The sequence below is a fragment of the Haloarcula sp. CGMCC 1.2071 genome (genome assembly GCF_037078445.1).
Classification (GTDB): domain Archaea; phylum Halobacteriota; class Halobacteria; order Halobacteriales; family Haloarculaceae; genus Haloarcula; species Haloarcula amylolytica.
The window spans coordinates 184,394-200,790 of sequence record NZ_JAYMGY010000004.1 but is presented as its reverse complement, the minus strand read 5'-3'; the positions used below and the strand labels follow the sequence as shown (position 1 = coordinate 200,790).

The 16,397-nt window shown below is 62.8% G+C and carries 17 protein-coding genes; 9 read left to right on the top strand and 8 right to left on the bottom strand.

All coding sequences use genetic code 11. The features are described from left to right. Positions 1 to 35 precede the first annotated feature (35 nt). The 3 genes from VI234_RS11250 to VI234_RS11240 form a co-directional block, all read right to left on the bottom strand. Positions 36 to 854 (bottom strand): endonuclease V, encoded by an 819-nt coding sequence (locus VI234_RS11250; RefSeq protein WP_336330056.1) that lies wholly within the window; start codon positions 852 to 854, stop codon positions 36 to 38. A gap of 2 nt (positions 855 to 856) precedes the next feature. Next, positions 857 to 1,798, bottom strand: coding sequence for a rhomboid family intramembrane serine protease (locus VI234_RS11245; protein WP_336330055.1), 942 nt, complete (start codon positions 1,796 to 1,798; stop codon positions 857 to 859). Positions 1,799 to 1,884: 86 nt separating this feature from the next. Then, positions 1,885 to 2,829, bottom strand: a complete 945-nt coding sequence (locus VI234_RS11240) for a response regulator (RefSeq protein ID WP_336330054.1) — start codon at positions 2,827 to 2,829, stop codon at positions 1,885 to 1,887. A 412-nt stretch (positions 2,830 to 3,241) separates the two neighbouring features. On the opposite strand from VI234_RS11240, the gene VI234_RS21290 reads away from it, so the two are divergent. Beyond that, entirely contained in the window at positions 3,242 to 3,373 is a 132-nt protein-coding gene (locus VI234_RS21290) for a DUF7503 family protein (RefSeq protein ID WP_423747918.1), read from the top strand. Positions 3,374 to 3,441: 68 nt separating this feature from the next. Here the strand turns inward: VI234_RS21290 and VI234_RS11235 are convergent, their stop codons facing one another. After that, positions 3,442 to 5,526 (bottom strand): hypothetical protein, encoded by a 2,085-nt coding sequence (locus VI234_RS11235; RefSeq protein WP_336330053.1) that lies wholly within the window; start codon positions 5,524 to 5,526, stop codon positions 3,442 to 3,444. Between the two features lie 228 nt (positions 5,527 to 5,754). Here VI234_RS11235 and VI234_RS11230 point away from each other — a divergent pair, with 228 nt between their 5' ends. The 3 genes from VI234_RS11230 to VI234_RS11220 are packed head-to-tail and all read left to right on the top strand — an operon-like array spanning position 5,755 to position 8,402. Continuing rightward, positions 5,755 to 6,207 carry a DUF5788 family protein gene (locus tag VI234_RS11230; protein ID WP_008309469.1) on the top strand — a complete coding sequence of 151 codons (453 nt, stop codon included), beginning with the start codon at positions 5,755 to 5,757 and terminating at the stop codon, positions 6,205 to 6,207. Position 6,208: 1 nt separating this feature from the next. Then, positions 6,209 to 7,945, top strand: a complete 1,737-nt coding sequence (polX, locus tag VI234_RS11225; protein WP_008309471.1) for a DNA polymerase/3'-5' exonuclease PolX — start codon at positions 6,209 to 6,211, stop codon at positions 7,943 to 7,945. Beyond that, entirely contained in the window at positions 7,938 to 8,402 is a 465-nt protein-coding gene (locus VI234_RS11220) for a Mut7-C RNAse domain-containing protein (protein ID WP_336330052.1), read from the top strand. The genes polX and VI234_RS11220 overlap by 8 nt, the downstream gene beginning before the upstream one ends. A 24-nt stretch (positions 8,403 to 8,426) precedes the next feature. On the opposite strand, the gene VI234_RS11215 is transcribed toward VI234_RS11220, so the two are convergent. Then, positions 8,427 to 9,446 (bottom strand): LolA family protein, encoded by a 1,020-nt coding sequence (locus VI234_RS11215; protein WP_336330051.1) that lies wholly within the window; start codon positions 9,444 to 9,446, stop codon positions 8,427 to 8,429. 116 nt (positions 9,447 to 9,562) lie between these two features. Here VI234_RS11215 and VI234_RS11210 point away from each other — a divergent pair, with 116 nt between their 5' ends. From VI234_RS11210 to VI234_RS11200, 3 genes are read left to right on the top strand one after another with little or no spacing between them, the layout of a single operon-like run. Further along, positions 9,563 to 10,270, top strand: coding sequence for an ABC transporter ATP-binding protein (locus VI234_RS11210; protein ID WP_336330050.1), 708 nt, complete (start codon positions 9,563 to 9,565; stop codon positions 10,268 to 10,270). Then, positions 10,270 to 11,505: an ABC transporter permease gene (locus VI234_RS11205; RefSeq protein ID WP_336330049.1), complete on the top strand. Its 1,236-nt coding sequence runs from the start codon at positions 10,270 to 10,272 to the stop codon at positions 11,503 to 11,505. Before VI234_RS11210 ends, VI234_RS11205 begins: the two co-directional genes overlap by 1 nt. Before the next feature lie 46 nt (positions 11,506 to 11,551). After that, positions 11,552 to 12,031, top strand: coding sequence for a DUF5797 family protein (locus VI234_RS11200; RefSeq protein ID WP_008309476.1), 480 nt, complete (start codon positions 11,552 to 11,554; stop codon positions 12,029 to 12,031). 56 nt (positions 12,032 to 12,087) lie between these two features. Here VI234_RS11200 and VI234_RS11195 read toward each other — a convergent pair whose 3' ends face one another. From VI234_RS11195 to VI234_RS11185, 3 genes are all read right to left on the bottom strand, one after another. Then, positions 12,088 to 13,134: a DUF5787 family protein gene (locus tag VI234_RS11195; RefSeq protein WP_336330048.1), complete on the bottom strand. Its 1,047-nt coding sequence runs from the start codon at positions 13,132 to 13,134 to the stop codon at positions 12,088 to 12,090. Positions 13,135 to 13,174: 40 nt separating this feature from the next. Continuing rightward, positions 13,175 to 13,840 carry a DUF4013 domain-containing protein gene (locus VI234_RS11190; RefSeq protein ID WP_239642283.1) on the bottom strand — a complete coding sequence of 222 codons (666 nt, stop codon included), beginning with the start codon at positions 13,838 to 13,840 and terminating at the stop codon, positions 13,175 to 13,177. A gap of 361 nt (positions 13,841 to 14,201) precedes the next feature. Beyond that, positions 14,202 to 14,633: a bis(5'-nucleosyl)-tetraphosphatase gene (locus VI234_RS11185; protein WP_008309479.1), complete on the bottom strand. Its 432-nt coding sequence runs from the start codon at positions 14,631 to 14,633 to the stop codon at positions 14,202 to 14,204. Positions 14,634 to 14,728: 95 nt separating this feature from the next. On the opposite strand from VI234_RS11185, the gene VI234_RS11180 reads away from it, so the two are divergent. Both VI234_RS11180 and VI234_RS11175 read left to right on the top strand, forming a co-directional pair. Continuing rightward, positions 14,729 to 15,061 (top strand): uS10/mL48 family ribosomal protein, encoded by a 333-nt coding sequence (locus VI234_RS11180; RefSeq protein WP_008309480.1) that lies wholly within the window; start codon positions 14,729 to 14,731, stop codon positions 15,059 to 15,061. 64 nt (positions 15,062 to 15,125) lie between these two features. Further along, the gene (locus VI234_RS11175) at positions 15,126 to 16,397 is read left to right on the top strand and encodes an amidohydrolase (RefSeq protein ID WP_336330047.1); all 1,272 of its coding nucleotides are present in this window, start codon (positions 15,126 to 15,128) and stop codon (positions 16,395 to 16,397) included.

Below are 16,397 nucleotides of genomic sequence, written 5' to 3'. Positions count from 1 at the left end.
CCGGGAGAACACACCCCGGGAAGTTATACTGTCGGTTATTCGGACGGAGTACTGACAGCAGCCTTCGCCTCGTCGGCGTAGCTGTCGGCCAGCCGGGTCGGCTCGGGGAGCTTGTAGCCGTCAGCGGTGGCTTCGACGATGTTCGCCGCCGTGCTTGCGCTGACGCGATGGCCGGGGCTGACGATGAGCGGATTGATGTGCCGGTTCGGCGAATCGTACTGCCGCGTCTGGAGTGCGTGGCCGATGACCGTCCCGTCGGGACAGGTCTCGACACTGTCGTCGGCCGCAATCGGAATCCGTGTGCCCTCCGAAAACGTCCCGTCCAGCGACCGCGCCGGCGCGCCACAGAGGAGGCTCTTGGCGACACCGACGGCCGGCACGTCCAGCGTGATGCCGATGTGTGCCGCCAGGCCGGCCTCCCGAAAGTGGATGCGACCGCTGCCGTCGACGAGTACCACGTCCGGGTCGGCCTCCAACTCCGCGAAGGCGGCCAGGATTGCGCCGCCTTCGCGGAACGACAGCAGGCCGGGAATGTACGGAATCTCGGTGCGCTCCACGGCGCTGACCCGCTCGATGACCTCGTCGTTCCGTAGCACGACGATAGCCGAGACGGCCTTGTCGTCGACGAACGCCTGGTCGACGCCGGCGACGAGCGGCGCGTCCGTTGTATCGTCGCCAGCACCCAGCGTCGTCTGGTCGCCGTCCGGGACGTCTCCGGCGCGCCCGATTGTCTCGGGTGAAAAGTCCAGGTCGTCCTCGAATCGCGCAACCTCGGCGATGTCGCGTTGCAGCGACTCCATCTCCGCTTGCGAGAGCGACGGGTCGGGGACGAACTCGGGGCGAACCGGGTCCATCGTCACGGACGACGGCGGCCGGGACCACCCGGTCCACCGGGGCCGCCTGGGCCGCCGCCACCGCCACCACCGAACTGTATCTGGCCGGGCATCCGGGTCTGCCCCTTGATCTTCTGGCCGTACCAGAGCCCGATGACGAGGCCGATGAGGTGCGCGAGGTGGGCAATATTGCCGCCGAGCAGTCCGGCCCCCATCGGATTGAGCGACCCGAAGATGCTCAACAGGAAGTAGAAGCCGGTGATCGCCCAGATCGGAACGGGGATCAGGAAGTACAGGTACACGCGGAGATCGGGTTTCAGGACGGTCAGGAACGCCATAATCGCCAGTGCCGCGCCGCTGGCTCCGAGGACGCCAGCAGAGGTTCCCTGCACGGTCTGAATTGCGATCTGTCCGAGACCCGCCAGCGCACCGGACACGAGGAAGAAGATCGCGAACTTCTTCGACCCGATCTGCTGCTCGACGAGTCGGCCGAAGAAGTATATGATAATCCCGTTTCCGAGAATGTGATAGAACCCGAAGGGGGCATGTGAGAACACCGACGTGACCCAGGTCCAGACGTACTCCGGATTGTCTGGATGGAGAATGAACAGCGTTTGGAACGCTTCGCGACCGAGGGAAAGGATGACGACGTGTTCGAGGATGAACACGATCCCCATGATCGCCAGGAACAGGTACGTGACGTTCCCCCGGAAGTACGCCAGCGGGCCGCCGGGTCCGGTGTCGATACCGAGCCGGTCGGCGACGCCGCCGCCCCCGGAGGTCTGGCCAGTGTTTACACTCTCGTCGAACCCGCTGTCGAACACGCCGCCCGGATCGCTCCAGTTATCCAGTCCGGGGCAATCGTGGGCCTCGGGCAGTCTGTGTTCCGAACAGTAGGTCCCGCCACAGTGCCCACACTGGTACGGCATGTTCTCCTGCTTTCCACAGGCATCGCACTCCGACATTGTCCTACGGTAGGAGTGGGCGGTGGAAAGGGATTGTGCTTATACTGTCGGCTGTCAGTCTGTGACGGGTTTCGCGACGCAGCGGCTCATTCGCCGATGTCGGGGTTGCTTTCAGCGTCCCGGAGCACGCCGATCCACGCCGGTTCGTCGTCGTACTCGATCGACCCGCCGGACACCTCGGTGGTGCGCGTTTCGCCGTCGGCCTGTTGCCCCGCAAATTCCGAATGGAACGTGTCAAGCTCGTCCGACTCTGCGGTTCGGAGTGAGCCGGGGAACTGGCTTTCGTCGCCCTCTGGAGTGAGTATAGTCGGTGATTCGTCGATGAGCTCACTCTGGTCGTAGCCGAAAATGTCGGCCAGCTTCTGGTTCACGTAGACGAACGTCCCGTCCTGAATGATACAGACGCCCGCGAGCTCCTGTTCGACGAGCCGTTGATACCACGAGAGGGCGTTCCAGAACCGCTGTTCGGTGCGGTGTTGCTCGACGGCGTTCTCGATTCGGTTGGCGAGGACGTCGTACGTATCTGACCGGCCTCCCTTCTGCATGTAGTCCGTCACGCCCGACGCGATTGCCTCGCTCGCGATCTCCTCGCTACCCTTGCCAGTGAACAGAATGAACGGGATGTCCTGGTACTGCTCGCGGACGAGTTCCAGAAACTCCAGCCCGTCGGTGTTTGGCATGTCGTAGTCGCTGACGATACAGTCGACCTGCTCGGTCCGGAGGAAATCGAGCGCGGCGACGGCGCTGGTCTTCGTCACGACGTCGAAGTCGTCGTTGATGCGTTCGAGATACATCTCGACCAGTTCACCGACCTGTGGGTCGTCGTCGACGTGCAACACGGTACACTGCTGGGACTGCTCGACCTTCGCCAGCGGAATCGGTACCTCTGTCTGCATTTCGTCGTGTTGATCCGCTGATTCGGTCCGGAGAAGCGGTGTGTGACGCGTCGTCGCGCGGCGGCTTCCGCTGATGGCCTCGCTGGAGAGTTCCACTATCTTATCCTCGAGCTGCCACTGCTCCTCAGAAGTCATTTTCTCTCACGGTGCTGTCGATAGTACAGCAGTCGAACGCAATCAGCCATTCAGTCAGGCCGGTAGTGATTGTTGTATACCCCGACCCCCCTACGTCTGGTCCCCGAAGCGAGCCAGCAGGACGTATATATTTCAAATAATAGTCAGGCAAATCCCATCTAGGCATCAATACCTAATCCTGACCAGTAGTTACAAACCAGTCTACTAAACGCTACTGATGAGGTGTATCGCTGTGGGCCTTCTTCTGAACGTTTCACCCGTCTGTGTTACTTGACCGCCATATGGTCGGTTCAAGTCTTATATGTGTAGATTCCCGGATTTATCTTTTAATTCTATACTTAATACAATATATAATATGTAGGTACAATTCAGATAAATTTAATTATTTCCCCACCTACATCAAAATCGTATCATGTCCGATACTACCATGCGCGAATACCTCGCAGAGCACCCGAAAATGGCCGGCGCACTGTTCACCCTCCTGATGCTACTGTCACAGGCGGGGACTGCAGCAGCTAATAATAGTGCATACCCTGGTCCATAAAGGAAGAGCAAGTTATTCCAATCGAGCGGTTCCTTCGTGTTAACGGAATTATTAGTTGGCGCAAATACTCAATGTATAGAGCTCAGATCTATCGAATCACTCCAATACAGATTCCCACTATTTCTAACCGGTATTTGTTGCATCTGCAGAAACTCTTCTAGCTCCTGACTGGAAAGATTGAATGGACCTATTCTACCCGGTACTAAGTAATGCTTCTCAGAACTCGTAATGTGTGGAAAAATAATGGCCCCTAATGCTTTATGATCTGTAGAATAAACCTTCATCTCTACGCTATAGCCGGTTTCACTGGTTTGAACCTCTAGCAGGTTCGGCATCCCGCCATTTGTTTGTGCAACTGTCACACCGCCGTCGCCGACAACGATGTACTGCCCGCCAAGAACACTCTCACCGCGTGCGATAGTAAGCGCTGCTCGGAGGGGGAAGCCAGAATCCAATAGTCGAGCAACCGCTTGACCGATGCGAACCGCGCCGTCGTTCAGCACTTCGTTAAGCGTGACGATGCCAGCGATTGCGCCCTTTTCGACGAGCGCTAACCCCTGGTTGTAGGAGTTGCAGGCGTTCAGCAGGAAGGTGTCGATACCGACCGAGTCGACTGTCGTCACGTCGAGCTTGCCATCGCGGCAGACGAAGCCGTCGTGTTCGGTGTGGCCGATGTAGTGGAAGAACTCCGCGTCGGTCGTGAGAACGGTCCTGAGCTCCGCCGTCGTCAGGTCGTCGTGGACCGTGACATCGAACGGCAAGTCGTCGCGGGTGCCGTACACGTCGTCGACGACCTGCCGTTCCTCGTCCATGCGAGCGTCGTTCTGGACGACGCGAATCGTGATGTCCTCGGCGTTCGTGTCGCGGTCGAGCCGGTGTTCGAACGCCGCTTTGGTCAGCTTGCTCGCACCGATGGGGATACTGTCCCCGATCCAGGCCTGTTCCAGTGAGTCCTCGGCCTGCGGCTCGACGTAGTCCGCCTCGGATGGAGCGGTCGCAGCATCGGAACTCGCGGCGCGGGTGATGACATCGTCCCGGGTGAACTCGGCCTCGACTTCCGCCGGAACGCTCGCCTGCTCCAGCTGCTCTCGCTGGTGTGTTCGGACGATAGCGAGGTCGTCGACGACGTACGGGAGCTGTTCCGCGTTCGCCGGCACCGGGTCGATGTGCGTCGTCAGCCGCCACTTCGGGATATGGTCCTCGATGACGTCGTACGGGACCTGCAGATAGGCGGCGACCTGCTCCGCCAGCGGCTGCTGATACAGCGACTGGAAGTCGAGGTCGACGTACGGCTCGATGGCCGCTCGCTCGTGCAAGTCGATCTGGTGGAATCCCTCGGTTCGCGTGACACAATCGAGAAAGAAGAGACGTTTGAGCGTGCGTCCGACCTCGGATTCGAAGCCCCGTGCGGTATCAAGCGAGTACGTAAATCCCGTGTCGGTCGTGAGCCGCGGTTCGGATGCGGGGACGAGTGAGGCTCCGAGATAGTACGCAAGCGGTGCGGCGACGAAGATCGACGGGAGGTCGGGCGGTAATTCGAGTGTGACACCGGTATCCGGCCTGTCGATATCCGACGGGATAGCCAGACTGTCACCGATCTCAAGCGCCGGTGGGTGGCCGCGAAGCGTCGGATAAGAGCGCTCGGGGTCGTGAGCCTTGAGCGCCGACCCGAAGGTCTCGACTGCGACCATCACGTCTGTCGGTTGCTCAGTCGTCGTGACCGTGGCTGCTGGCCGGTCGTGCTGGGACCGAGCGCCGATGAGCAGGTCTACCGGAGCGTCGAACTCGATGCGGGTCCGGCCCGAGTCGACGGTGACCTCTACCGCGGTGTCTTCGACCCGCATATACGTCTTGATCTGCGTCAGCGGGTCCAGCACGTAGTCGTCCGCCGGCAGCGTCTCCGACTCGAACTGGGCGACCTCGGCGGCTATCGCTCCGGCATCGTCACGGACGTACACCATGACCACTGTCGGAAGTTCGATAGCGCGTGTCTGTATCCGGACAGCGTCCCCGACCGGATACTGGAACATGTCGGTCGCTGCCTCCCTGGGCGCGACGGGGGTCGGCGTGTGTATCCGGTAGCGCTGGCGCTCGATCTGATCAATAACCGCAAGTCCAGGGCGGTCGTCAAGCGGTTCGAACGTTAGAGTCATGTAATAGGCGAGGGGGACAGTAGGACTCTCGTACAATGAGAACGACAGAAACCATGAAAAAGATATCGCCGACTTCGTTCTCTCTTAGTCGAGACCACGGGATGGATCTCCCCCGAAACTGGGGGACAGGATAGGGACGCGTGGCCGATCCAAGACAGGAAGTTCCGTGCAAACACCGCCGGTGGCTTGGCGAAGCGGGTAAGGGCACCCCGGTCTAACACTCCGGTAGTGAAAGAGTTCGAGCGCAAACAGTTGCTGGAGCGCATCGAACGCGACAGCGCGACCGTCGGTGCGGATATCCCCGATGAGATCACCGTGCAGGGCGAGGAGATCGAACTCCAGTCGTTCGTCTTCGAAATCAAGCGTCGGGAGACGATTCCGCGGGGCGAGCGCGAACGCGTCGAGCAGGCGAAAAAGAACCTGCGGCGCGAGCGCCTCCAGCGCAAGCAGCGGATCGAGGACAACAAAGTGAGCTACGAGCGCGGCGAAGAGCTTGCCACGGCCATCATCGGTATCGACCGGGCGCTCAACGCGCTCGAACAGCTCGGTGCGGCCAACATCGAACAGGAAGCGCAGACCCAGGAGACGGCCGACAGGAAGCGCTGGATGAAGTTCCTCCAGAAAGCACTGGGTCACGAGGACGCGGACTCCGGCACGGGTCGTGCCGGGCGGAGCTACTAACATGAGCCGGAACGACGAAATCGCGACACTGCTCGAAGAGTTTGCCGACCTGCTGGACGCGAAAGGGGTGGAGTACAAGCCCCGAGCCTACCGCCGGGCAGCCGAGAACATCAGGGACTTCCCCGGGGCGATCGAGGGGCTGGCCACCGAGGGCGAGGACAGCGTCGGCGAGATCGACGGCGTCGGTGACGCTATCTCCTCGAAGGTCGTTGAATACGTCAACACTGGCGAAATCGAGGAGCTAACCGAACTCCGCGCGGAACTCCCCGTCGAGATGGATGCTCTCACGGCGGTCGAGGGCGTGGGACCGAAATCCGTCGGCTCGCTGTACGAGGCGCTGGGAATCACTACCCTTGACGAATTGGAAGCAGCCGCCGAGGCCGGCGAGATACAGGAAGTCTCGGGCTTCGGCGCGAAAACGGAGCAGAACATCCTCGACAATCTCGACTTCGCCCGCGAGGCCCACGAGCGGTCGCTGCTCGGCGAGGCCCGGCCGTACGGCGACCGTATTCGGAGCTTCATGGCCGGCGGCGACGCCGTGGCCGAGTGCGCGCTCGGTGGGTCGATCCGCCGCTGGCGACCGACCATCGGCGACGTGGACGTACTCGTCGGAAGCACCGACCCCGAGGCCGTCGTCGAGCGGTTCACCGACTGGGACGGGCTCGACCGGGTCATCGAGTCCGGCGAGACGAAAGCGAGCGCCTACGCGGACGACGTGCGGGTCGACCTGCGAATCGTCGACCCCTCGGAGTTCGGCGCGGCGCTACAGTATTTCACCGGGAGCAAGGACCACAACGTGGCGGTCCGCAACCGCGCTATCGAACGGGACCTCAAAGTCAACGAGTACGGCGTGTTTGATGTCGAAGGCGTCGAGGACGACGGCCAGCGGGCCGGCGAACTGGTGGCCAGCGAGACCGAGGACGCAGTGTACGACGCGCTGGGCATGGATTGGGTGCCGCCGGAACTCCGCGAGAACCGCGGTGAGGTCAAAGCCGCCGCCGACGGGTCGCTCCCCGACCTCCTCGCCGAGGGCGAGGTCCGCGGCGATATCCACACCCATACGAACTGGTCGGACGGCGGCAACACCATCGCAGAAATGGTCGCGGGCGCGGCCGACTTCGGCCACGACTACCTCGCTGTCACGGACCACGCGACCGGACCGGGGATGGTCGGCGGCGTCGGCGTCCCGGACGAGAAACTCCGCGAACAGTTGGCCGAGGTGGAATCGGTCGCGGCGGACGCCGACATCGACGTGTTCTCCGGCGTCGAGGCCAACATCGCCGCGGACGGCAGTATCTCCGTTGCCGACGACTTGCTGGCGGAACTGGACGTGGTCGTCGCCTCGCCACATGCCGCGCTGGACGGGGACGGCACGGACCGCCTCGTCGCCGCAGCGGAACACCCCGACGTGAACGTCATCGGCCATCCGACGGGGCGCTATCTGAACCGCCGGGAAGGGCTGGATGTTGATATCGAGCGTCTCGCAACAGCCGCCGCCGACAACGACACGGCGCTGGAGATAAACGCCAACCCGGCCCGGCTGGACCTCGGCGGCGGCGCGGTCAAGCAGGCCGTCGAGGCCGGGGCAGCAATCGTCATCAACACCGATGCACACAGCCCACGCGACCTCGAACTTCTGCGCTACGGCGTCCACACGGCGCGGCGGGGCTGGGCCGAGACGGACGACGTGCTGAACACCCGCGACGCCGAGGGCCTCCGCGAGTTCCTCGATGCCTGAGAATTCCCCAAGCGACCGGCTCGTGCTCGATGCGATGCTCGGCAAGCTCGCCACCTATCTGCGGATGTGCGGCTACGACACGGCGTACGCGCTAGATCGGGACGCCGAGGCCGACGATGACCTCCTCGCCCTCGCCGAACGCGAAGACCGGCTTGTGATTACTCGGGACAGCGACCTCGCCGCCCGCGCACCCGAGAGCCTGCTCCTCATCGAGCGGGCAGTCGAGGACCAGTTGCGGGAACTCGCCGATGCCGGCTTCAACCTCTCACTCGCTTCGGAGCCGGCTCACTGTGGCGTCTGCAATGGGCCGGTCGAACAGGTCGATCCGGTGGAACCGACGCCGGAGTACGCACCGAATACGGACGACGAGACGGTCTGGCGCTGTACCGACTGCGGACAGTACTTCTGGAAAGGGAGCCACTGGGCGTCAGTTCAGGCGACGCTGGACGGCCTGTAGAACGTAGAAAGTCAGCGGGCGTCGCTACAGTTCTTCAGCCGCGGCGACGGCCTCGTCGGTCGTCCCCTCGACGACCACGCCGGTCGTGACATCGTCCTCGGTCCAGTAGACGACAGCACTGTCGTCGCGCTCGATTGCAGTCGCGTTCTGGCCGTTCACCTGTACCGCCGTCCCGTTCTCCGCATCGGCCAGATAGCTCGACGCGCCGGTCGCAGACAGAACCGTCACGTTCTCCCCATCGGCGTTGTACTGCTGGGCCACAGCCGTACTCTCGGGCCGGCTGATGTACCGGGCTTCCTCGAAGGTCCCGTTCTCGTATTCGGGCAGGTCCATCTCCGTCGCGGACTGGGCCGCGTCGTAGGAGTCGTACCTCTCGACGGTCGTGACGGCGACCCGGTCAGCCGGTGGGGCGAACTGGCTGTCGTCGATGCTGACGTTGAAGTTTGTCTCCTCGACGGTGAGTTCCGTCCGGTTGGTCCCGTCGTCAGTGGTCAGCTTGTGGACGCGGTAGTCCTCAGTGTCGACCCACAGCGTCGTGTTCGGCGCGTCGATGCTCTCGTTGGTCGGTTCCAGGTCGAGAACGTACGTCGACTCGCCGTTGACTTCATCGGTCCCCCGGAGCGTCGCGGTGACGTTCTCCTCGGGAACCGGGTCCGTCGTGTCGTTCATCGCCGCCGGGTCCTCGGGCAGTTCGCGGCCGTAGGACTGGTTCTCGCCGACCGCCCAGACGACGGTCCCGTTCGTCCCCATCTCGTAGGACCGGTTCTCGCTCGTGACGGCGGCCCACGTCTTGTTGGGCTCAGCGGCAGCGTACTCGACCGTAGCGGTCTTCGACACCGAGTCGTTCGCGACGCTCACCGTCGCCGTTCCGGTAATTGTCTCAGCTGCGTCGTAGCGCTGCTCGGTCCGGTCGAGCACGTCGTCGCCGGACGGCTGCCCCATCTCGCTGAGGCCGGACACGCCGGCGACCGCCCCAGCAGCCAGTAGTCCAATGGTGACGAACACCGCGACGATAGCCAGTCTCCGTCCGGTATCGGCTGTCATTGTCCGGTCTTAGGACTGGAACGGTAAGTGGGTTCTTCTTGTCAGAGCGCGGACTGTATCCGGCGAAACCTGGGCCCGGCGAACCCCTCATTGCCGTCCAGTCCGTACATCGGTCCGTGAGCGAGTCAGCGAACACGACCGTCCGCGTCGAGGGCGTCAGCAAGCAGTACGACCTCGGCGGGACGGTGACGGCGCTGGACGACGTGAGCCTGGACCTGTCGGCAGGGTCGTACACGGCGGTTATGGGACCGAGCGGCTCCGGCAAGAGCACACTCCTGAATCTCATCGGCGGGCTGGACACGCCGTCGTCGGGACAGGTGGTCGTCAACGGACAGGACGTTTCGGCGGCCAGCGAGGCCGAACGGGCCGACATCCGCGGGACTGAGGTCGGCTTCGTCTTCCAGACGTTCAATCTCATGCCGCGACTGTCCGCGGTGGAGAACGTCGCCCTGCCGCTCGTCTTCGACGGCTGGGACCGCGCTCGTCGCCGCGAGCGGGCGGTGTCACTGCTCTCGAAGGTGGGGCTCGCCGACCGCACCGACCACGTCCCCTCGGAACTCAGCGGCGGCCAGCGCCAGCGGGTCGCCATCGCCCGCGCGCTGTCGACCGACCCGGCGTTGATTCTCGCCGACGAGCCCACCGGCAACGTCGACACGGACACCGGCGCACAGATACTCGACCTGTTCGACGACCTCCACGCAGCGGGCAACACGTTCCTGCTGGTGACCCACGAGCGCCACGTCGCCGAGCGGGCGGAGCGCATCGTCCACGTCGAGGACGGCCACATCCAGTCCGTCGAGGACGTTTCCGGAGGGCAGGACTGATGGACACCGGCGAGAGCGTGTGCATCACGCTCCGGTCTATCAGGGCCCACAAGCTCCGCTCGGCGCTGACAGTAGTCGGCGTCGTCATCGGCATCGCGTCGGTCATCACCTTCGCCACGTTCGGGGCCAGCGTCGAGGCGGAAATCGTCGGCGACATCGAGACATCGAACGCGGGCAACATCTACGTGTTCGGGACGCCGTCGGGCGACGACGACTTCGACCGGACGCTTCAGCCGGTGTTTACCGAGTACGACATTCAGCAGTTGGAGGGGATTACCGGAGTACAAGCGGTACTCCCGCGGGGCATCGTCCAGACGCAATCGGTACGGCACGGGGACCAGACCCTCGCTAGACAGCAGGTCACGGCGATACGGCCGGCCAGCATCAACGACGGGGTCCTCGTCGACGGACGCTCCTTCGAAACCGACGAGGAGGCCGTCGTCGTCAACGAGCGCATGGCGAGGTCGTTTTCCGAGAACCTCACGACCGGCGAGCGACTCACGATGACGATGCCCGACGGGGGCGAGCGCAACGTCACAGTCGTCGGCGTCGTCAACGGGACCCGCGGCGAGGTCCCGGTCAGCGAGTTCGCCCGCCAGCCGCGGGTGTACGTCCCCATCGACCCGTTCTACGACTCCGTCGTTGAGAGTCTTTCAGCGGGCGTGCGACAGCGCGCGTACCCGCAGGTGACCCTCGTCGTCGACCCTCGGGCGATTCCGGAAACGCAGTCGGCGATTCAGACGTACCTCTCCGGTAATTCTGATGCGCGGTCGCTGTCGGCCGACGACACGGAACTGGTCGCTCGCTCGGGCAACGACTTCGTCGAGGAAATCAGCGACGTCATCGAGCGCATCACGCGCTTCGTCACCGGCATCGCCGTCATCGCGCTGGTCGTCGGCGCTATCGGTATCGCCAACGTGATGCTCGTCAGCGTGACCGAACGGACCCGCGAAATCGGCATCATGAAAGCCGTCGGGGCGCGCAACCGCGATGTAATGCAGGTGTTCCTCGTCGAGGCCGCACTGCTCGGGACGATTGGCTCGCTGCTCGGCGTCCCGCTCGGACTCCTCGTCGGCTACGGCGCGACTCGGTACGCCGAGGTCACGTTCTCACTCGCGCCGCTGTGGATGGCGCTCGCGGTCGCCGTGGGCGTCCTTGTCGGCGTCGTGGCCGGCCTCTACCCGGCCTGGCGGGCGGCCCGGGTCGACCCCATCGACGCGCTCAGACACGAATGATCGGGATTCAGAACACCGAAATACGTGGTCGTCGTACCGACGGGCCATGACCCTCTCGGAGGATGCCCGCGAGCGACTCGCCGACATCGTCGAACTCCAGCCGACGAAAAACGGCGAGTTGCAGGAGCGCTGGGACATGGACAGCGGGAGCGAGGTGCACCAGTACCTCGAATCCGAACTCAAGGAGTACTACTACCGCAACGACAACAGCCTCATCTGTGCGACGCCGGAGGCGACGACGCTCATCGACGGGGAGGACTCCGAACGGATACAGACGGTGACGGTCACCACGCTTCAGCAGGCTATCGTCGACGTGATCGCCGGGCCGGACGAGGAGAGCCAGAGCGTCGTCGCCGTGTTACACGCCCTCCGCGAGGTCGGCGAGGACCGCGACACCGACGATGTTCGCTCCGCGCTCCGCAGCCTCGCAGACAAAGGTATCGTGGAGACGGTTGAGAAGACGGTGCCGACGTTCAGGCTCGCCGTTCCCCGGGACGAACTGGACATCGAGCTATCCGAGGAGTGAGTGCGTCCCACAGTACCGGTCGGTTACTCTGACAGCCCGGCCGCGGTGTCGGTCCGCTACTCCGACAGTCCCGGCCGCTGGCGGCGACGACGCCGTGCTAACACCCGCTGTATCGCTTTGCCCGGACCGCCGTCGAGCGGCCACGCCATCGACCGCCACGCCGGCGGCTCCGGCTCGTAGGACGGACACTGGCCCCGACACTCCGCGGCCGTCGGGAGACACTCTTTCGCCGCGCAGTGGGGATACACGCCAGTTTCGTCGGCGCTGAGTTGGAAGTGCCGGCAGTCGGGACGCATCGTGTCCACGTACGCGCGCCACCCGCGAGCATACGCCCGCTCAGCGATGGCGAGCCGCCGCTCGTGCTTCCAATCGGGACTCGCGTACTCGAACCGCGCCGCGCTGGTGTCGTCGTCCGGTCGGTCCAGAATGCGCGTTCCAGGGTCGTCAACCGACAGCGACCGCGGTTGCCAGACCGCCTCGGCCGTGCCTATCTCTGGGTCGACTGTCAACACGCCGGCGGCTGCCGGCAAGTCAGCCAGCAGGATCGGCTCGACGCGCTCGTCGGTCGCCGCCGTCGCCACCCACACCTCGTCGGCCAGCGATAAGGCGATGTCCCGCTGTAGTTGTGGGACGAGATTTCTGGCGGCGCTGGCAGTGAGATCGGGCTTGTTCTCGATAGCGACGATCCGTCGGACCCAGTCCGGATACGGGCGTACCCGACGGATTTCGATGCGGTTACCCCGCTTTCGGGTCTCGATGGCGTCCCGGTCGGCCGCCTCGTGAATCGACTCTCGGACGTACCGCCACGGATAGCCCGGGTCAGGCAGCGCATCGCGGTAGTACGTCCAGCCGGCCGGCGCGTTCTGCAGGACGTGCAGGAGGTCCGAGTCGAACGGCTCCGCCCCGAACTTCGCTCGCTCGCAGAGTCCGTCGGGGTCACACTCCAGCACAATCGTGTCCCAGCGGCGGTGTTTCGTCCCGAACTGTCTGGCGACCAGCACCGCCGCGTCGTCGGACGGCGCCCACGCTCGTTCGACCCATTGACAGACAGCCAGTTCGAAGGCGAACTCGGAGTCTGAATCGGCTCCACCACTCGATGTCACGTATCTCGAAAAAATAGCCGGCCGCGTAAGAACTGCTGGGTTAGGCTGACGTGGTCGGACCTGTTACCTGCTGTGCGCTCTTGTTCGTCTGGCTTGCGAATGCCGTTCCGAACATACGGAAGACGGCGACCTGCCCGTAGTAGGTGACGAACGGAACGAGAACGAGTCCGATGACAGTAATCGCCAGAATATTGCTGATGAGGTTCGTGATGATGCCAACGACAATCGGCATCAGGACTGCGATGAAGTAGTCGCTCGTGAGAACGACGTTTTTCAGCAATGAGAAGTCGAACGCCGCTCCAAGGCTGCCTTCGACCGCCATATTGGCGAGTGCTGCCGGGACAATATAGTAAATGAGGAACATTACTGGAATCAGGAGGAGGATCGTCATGAACCCGAAGCCGGCGATGATTCCGCCGCCAGAGTCGCCAGCAGCGCCACCCAACCCGAGGAGGACGCTGCCGATACCGAAGATGACAGCTATGGGAACGATAGAGTACACGAGACCGACGATACTGAACTTGATGCCGTCGATGATGAGTTCACCCCAGTCGTCCCAGGCGGGTGGCTCGGATTCACCTTCAACCGTCGTTCCGATCACGCGAAGCAAATAGCCGTTGAACGCGAACACCGGAATCAAGAGGAAAAAGAACACCAGCAGTACGCCGCCGATCAACATCTGTGCTATCCAACTGTCGCCTTGCATTGGGTACGATAGTCCGTCTTCTAACATTTTGGATGCCTCTTTGCAAACTGTAAGCTTATCGTATTTAAAAATACTGTTAGTATTGAATTAGAGATTATTCATAAAACACATTTATGCCCGTAAATAGCTTAGCTGCGGCTGATATCGCGGTATTAGTAGCTTGTATTACATATATGGGCGAACTGTCGGGCAGGATACCACAGAAAGTGATGCCATTCTGTTAGTTCATATGTCACTTGAGCGGATCTGTATTCGTCGGAGAGAACATCCAGTTTCGTCATCAAGCGACGGTAAAGCCATCGCTGACCAGATGGCCACGTCGGTGCTCCGTGAATCGGGCTGGGTGCTGTCCGCTCTCCCTCTACTCCTCGTCGTCCGCTCGCTCGTCGAGGAACTCGTCTGCCTGTTCGAGTATCTCGCGGGGACCGTCCTGCGTGACCGTGTTGATGGCCTGCTCGTAGTCGCGCCATTGCAGGTCGCGGTGTTCTGTGGACAGTTCGGCTGACGCTTCGAACGATTTCGCGACGAACAGGTGGACCGTCTTGTGGATGGTGTTGCCGTTCGCCTCGAACACGTAGTCGTAGTCTTCGCGGAACCCGTCTAAAAGCCGGAAATCGCCGATTCCGGCCTCCTCTTTCACTTCGCGTATGGCGGTCTGCTGGAGTTCTTCCTCGCCCTCGACGCCGCCCTTGGGGAACTCCCAATCGCCGGGTCGGCTCTTGAGCAGGAGGTACTCCCGCCGGCCACGCGTATCGCGAAAGAGGATGGCTCCCGCGCTCGTGGCCTCTATCATTATCGGATTTTATGACACCGCTACTTAAGAGAATATCGGAGACACAACGGAAACAGATGGCCTTTTGTCACTCGCGGCTGAGTGTTCGTCTACAGATGCCCTTCGTCACGACGCTGACGTTCACCAGTGGGGACCGACACCGCCTCGAGGACATTGTCACAGAGATCAAAGAGAGCGCCGAACAGAAAGGGGTCGAACTCAAAGGCCCGCATCCAAAGCAACCACAGGAACTGCGGGTTCCACAGTCGAAGTCACTGGGGCCAAGCGGCGGCCGCTTCGAGTCTTGGACCCACACCGTCTACACCCGGACGATAGAGATCGTCGGGTACGAGGAGTTCGCTCGGAACGTTACTCAGCGAACCTTCCCGAACGCCATCCACGTCGAGGCCGGCGTCGAACAGCGGACGCAGGTCGGCAGCGGGTCGTAGGGCCGGAGTGACTGTCGTCCGCTCCTGTGGATTCTTATAAGTAACTGTGCCCCGTTTCGCCGGCATGAACGAGTCTCAACAGGAACGGCTCAGGTCCGTTCGACGTGACCTACACAGCTACCCTGAACCCGCGTGGCGGGAGTTCTACACCACCAGTCGCATCGTCGACGAACTCGAACGTATCGGCGTCGACCAGTTGCATCTCGGTCAGGATGTCGTGGACGGCGACGCGCGGATGGCAGTCCCGGACGCTGATGAACTCGAAGACTGGCAGGCGAAGGCCCGAGAGGCCGGGGCTCGCGAGGACGTGCTGGAGGCCGCCACCGGGGGATTCACCGGTGCCCTCGCTGTGCTCGAACAGGGCGATGGGCCGACCGTCGCGCTCCGGGTCGACATCGATGCGCTTCCGATAACGGAGTCAGACAGCGTGACACACGCCCCGGCGACAGAGGAGTTCCGCTCAGCCAACGAGGGGTATATGCACGCCTGCGGACACGACGCCCACGCAACGATTGGCCTTGGCGTGCTGGAGGCAGTGAAAGAGAGTGACTTCAGGGGAACGTTCAAAGTCGTCTTCCAGCCGGCCGAAGAGGTCATCGGCGGCGGGAAGGCCGTCGCCGAAAGCGGTCATCTCGACGACGTGGACCACTTGCTGGCGATACATATCGGTCTCGACCATCCGACCGGTGAGATTGTCGCCGGGGTCGGCGGATTTCTGGCCGTTCGGCAGTTCAAAGCGACGTTCACCGGTGAGACAGCCCACGCCGGCGGACATCCGGCACAGGGGCGGGACGCCGTCCAGGCGCTGGCAACTGCCGTGCAGAACCTCCACGCGATTCGGCGGCACGGCGACGGCGCGACGCGGGTCAACGCCGGGGTCGTCGAGGGTGGCACAGCCACGAACATCGTCCCCGAGGAAGCGACGCTGGAAGGGGAAGTCCGGGGTGAGACGACCGCGCTCAAGGAGTACATGAGCGAGCGGGCGGACACCGTCATGTCATCCGCAGCCGAGATGCACGACTGCGAGGTCGCCATCGAGACGACCGCAGAAGCGCCGAGTGCGGTGAGCGACGAGGTACTCGCGGGCGTGGTGTACGACGCGGCAGAATCAGTTCCCGGCGTCACAAGCCGCCTTCGGACCGACGACCTCGGCGGGAGCGAAGACGCGACCTACCTGATGGACCGCGTCCAGGACCGCGGCGGCACGGCGACGTTCGTCGGTATCGGTACCGACCACCCCGGCGGCCACCACACGCCCACGTTCGACGTCGACGAGGATTCACTGGCAATCGGTATCGACGTCGTCAGCAAAGCGATCAGCCAACTGAGTGAGTGA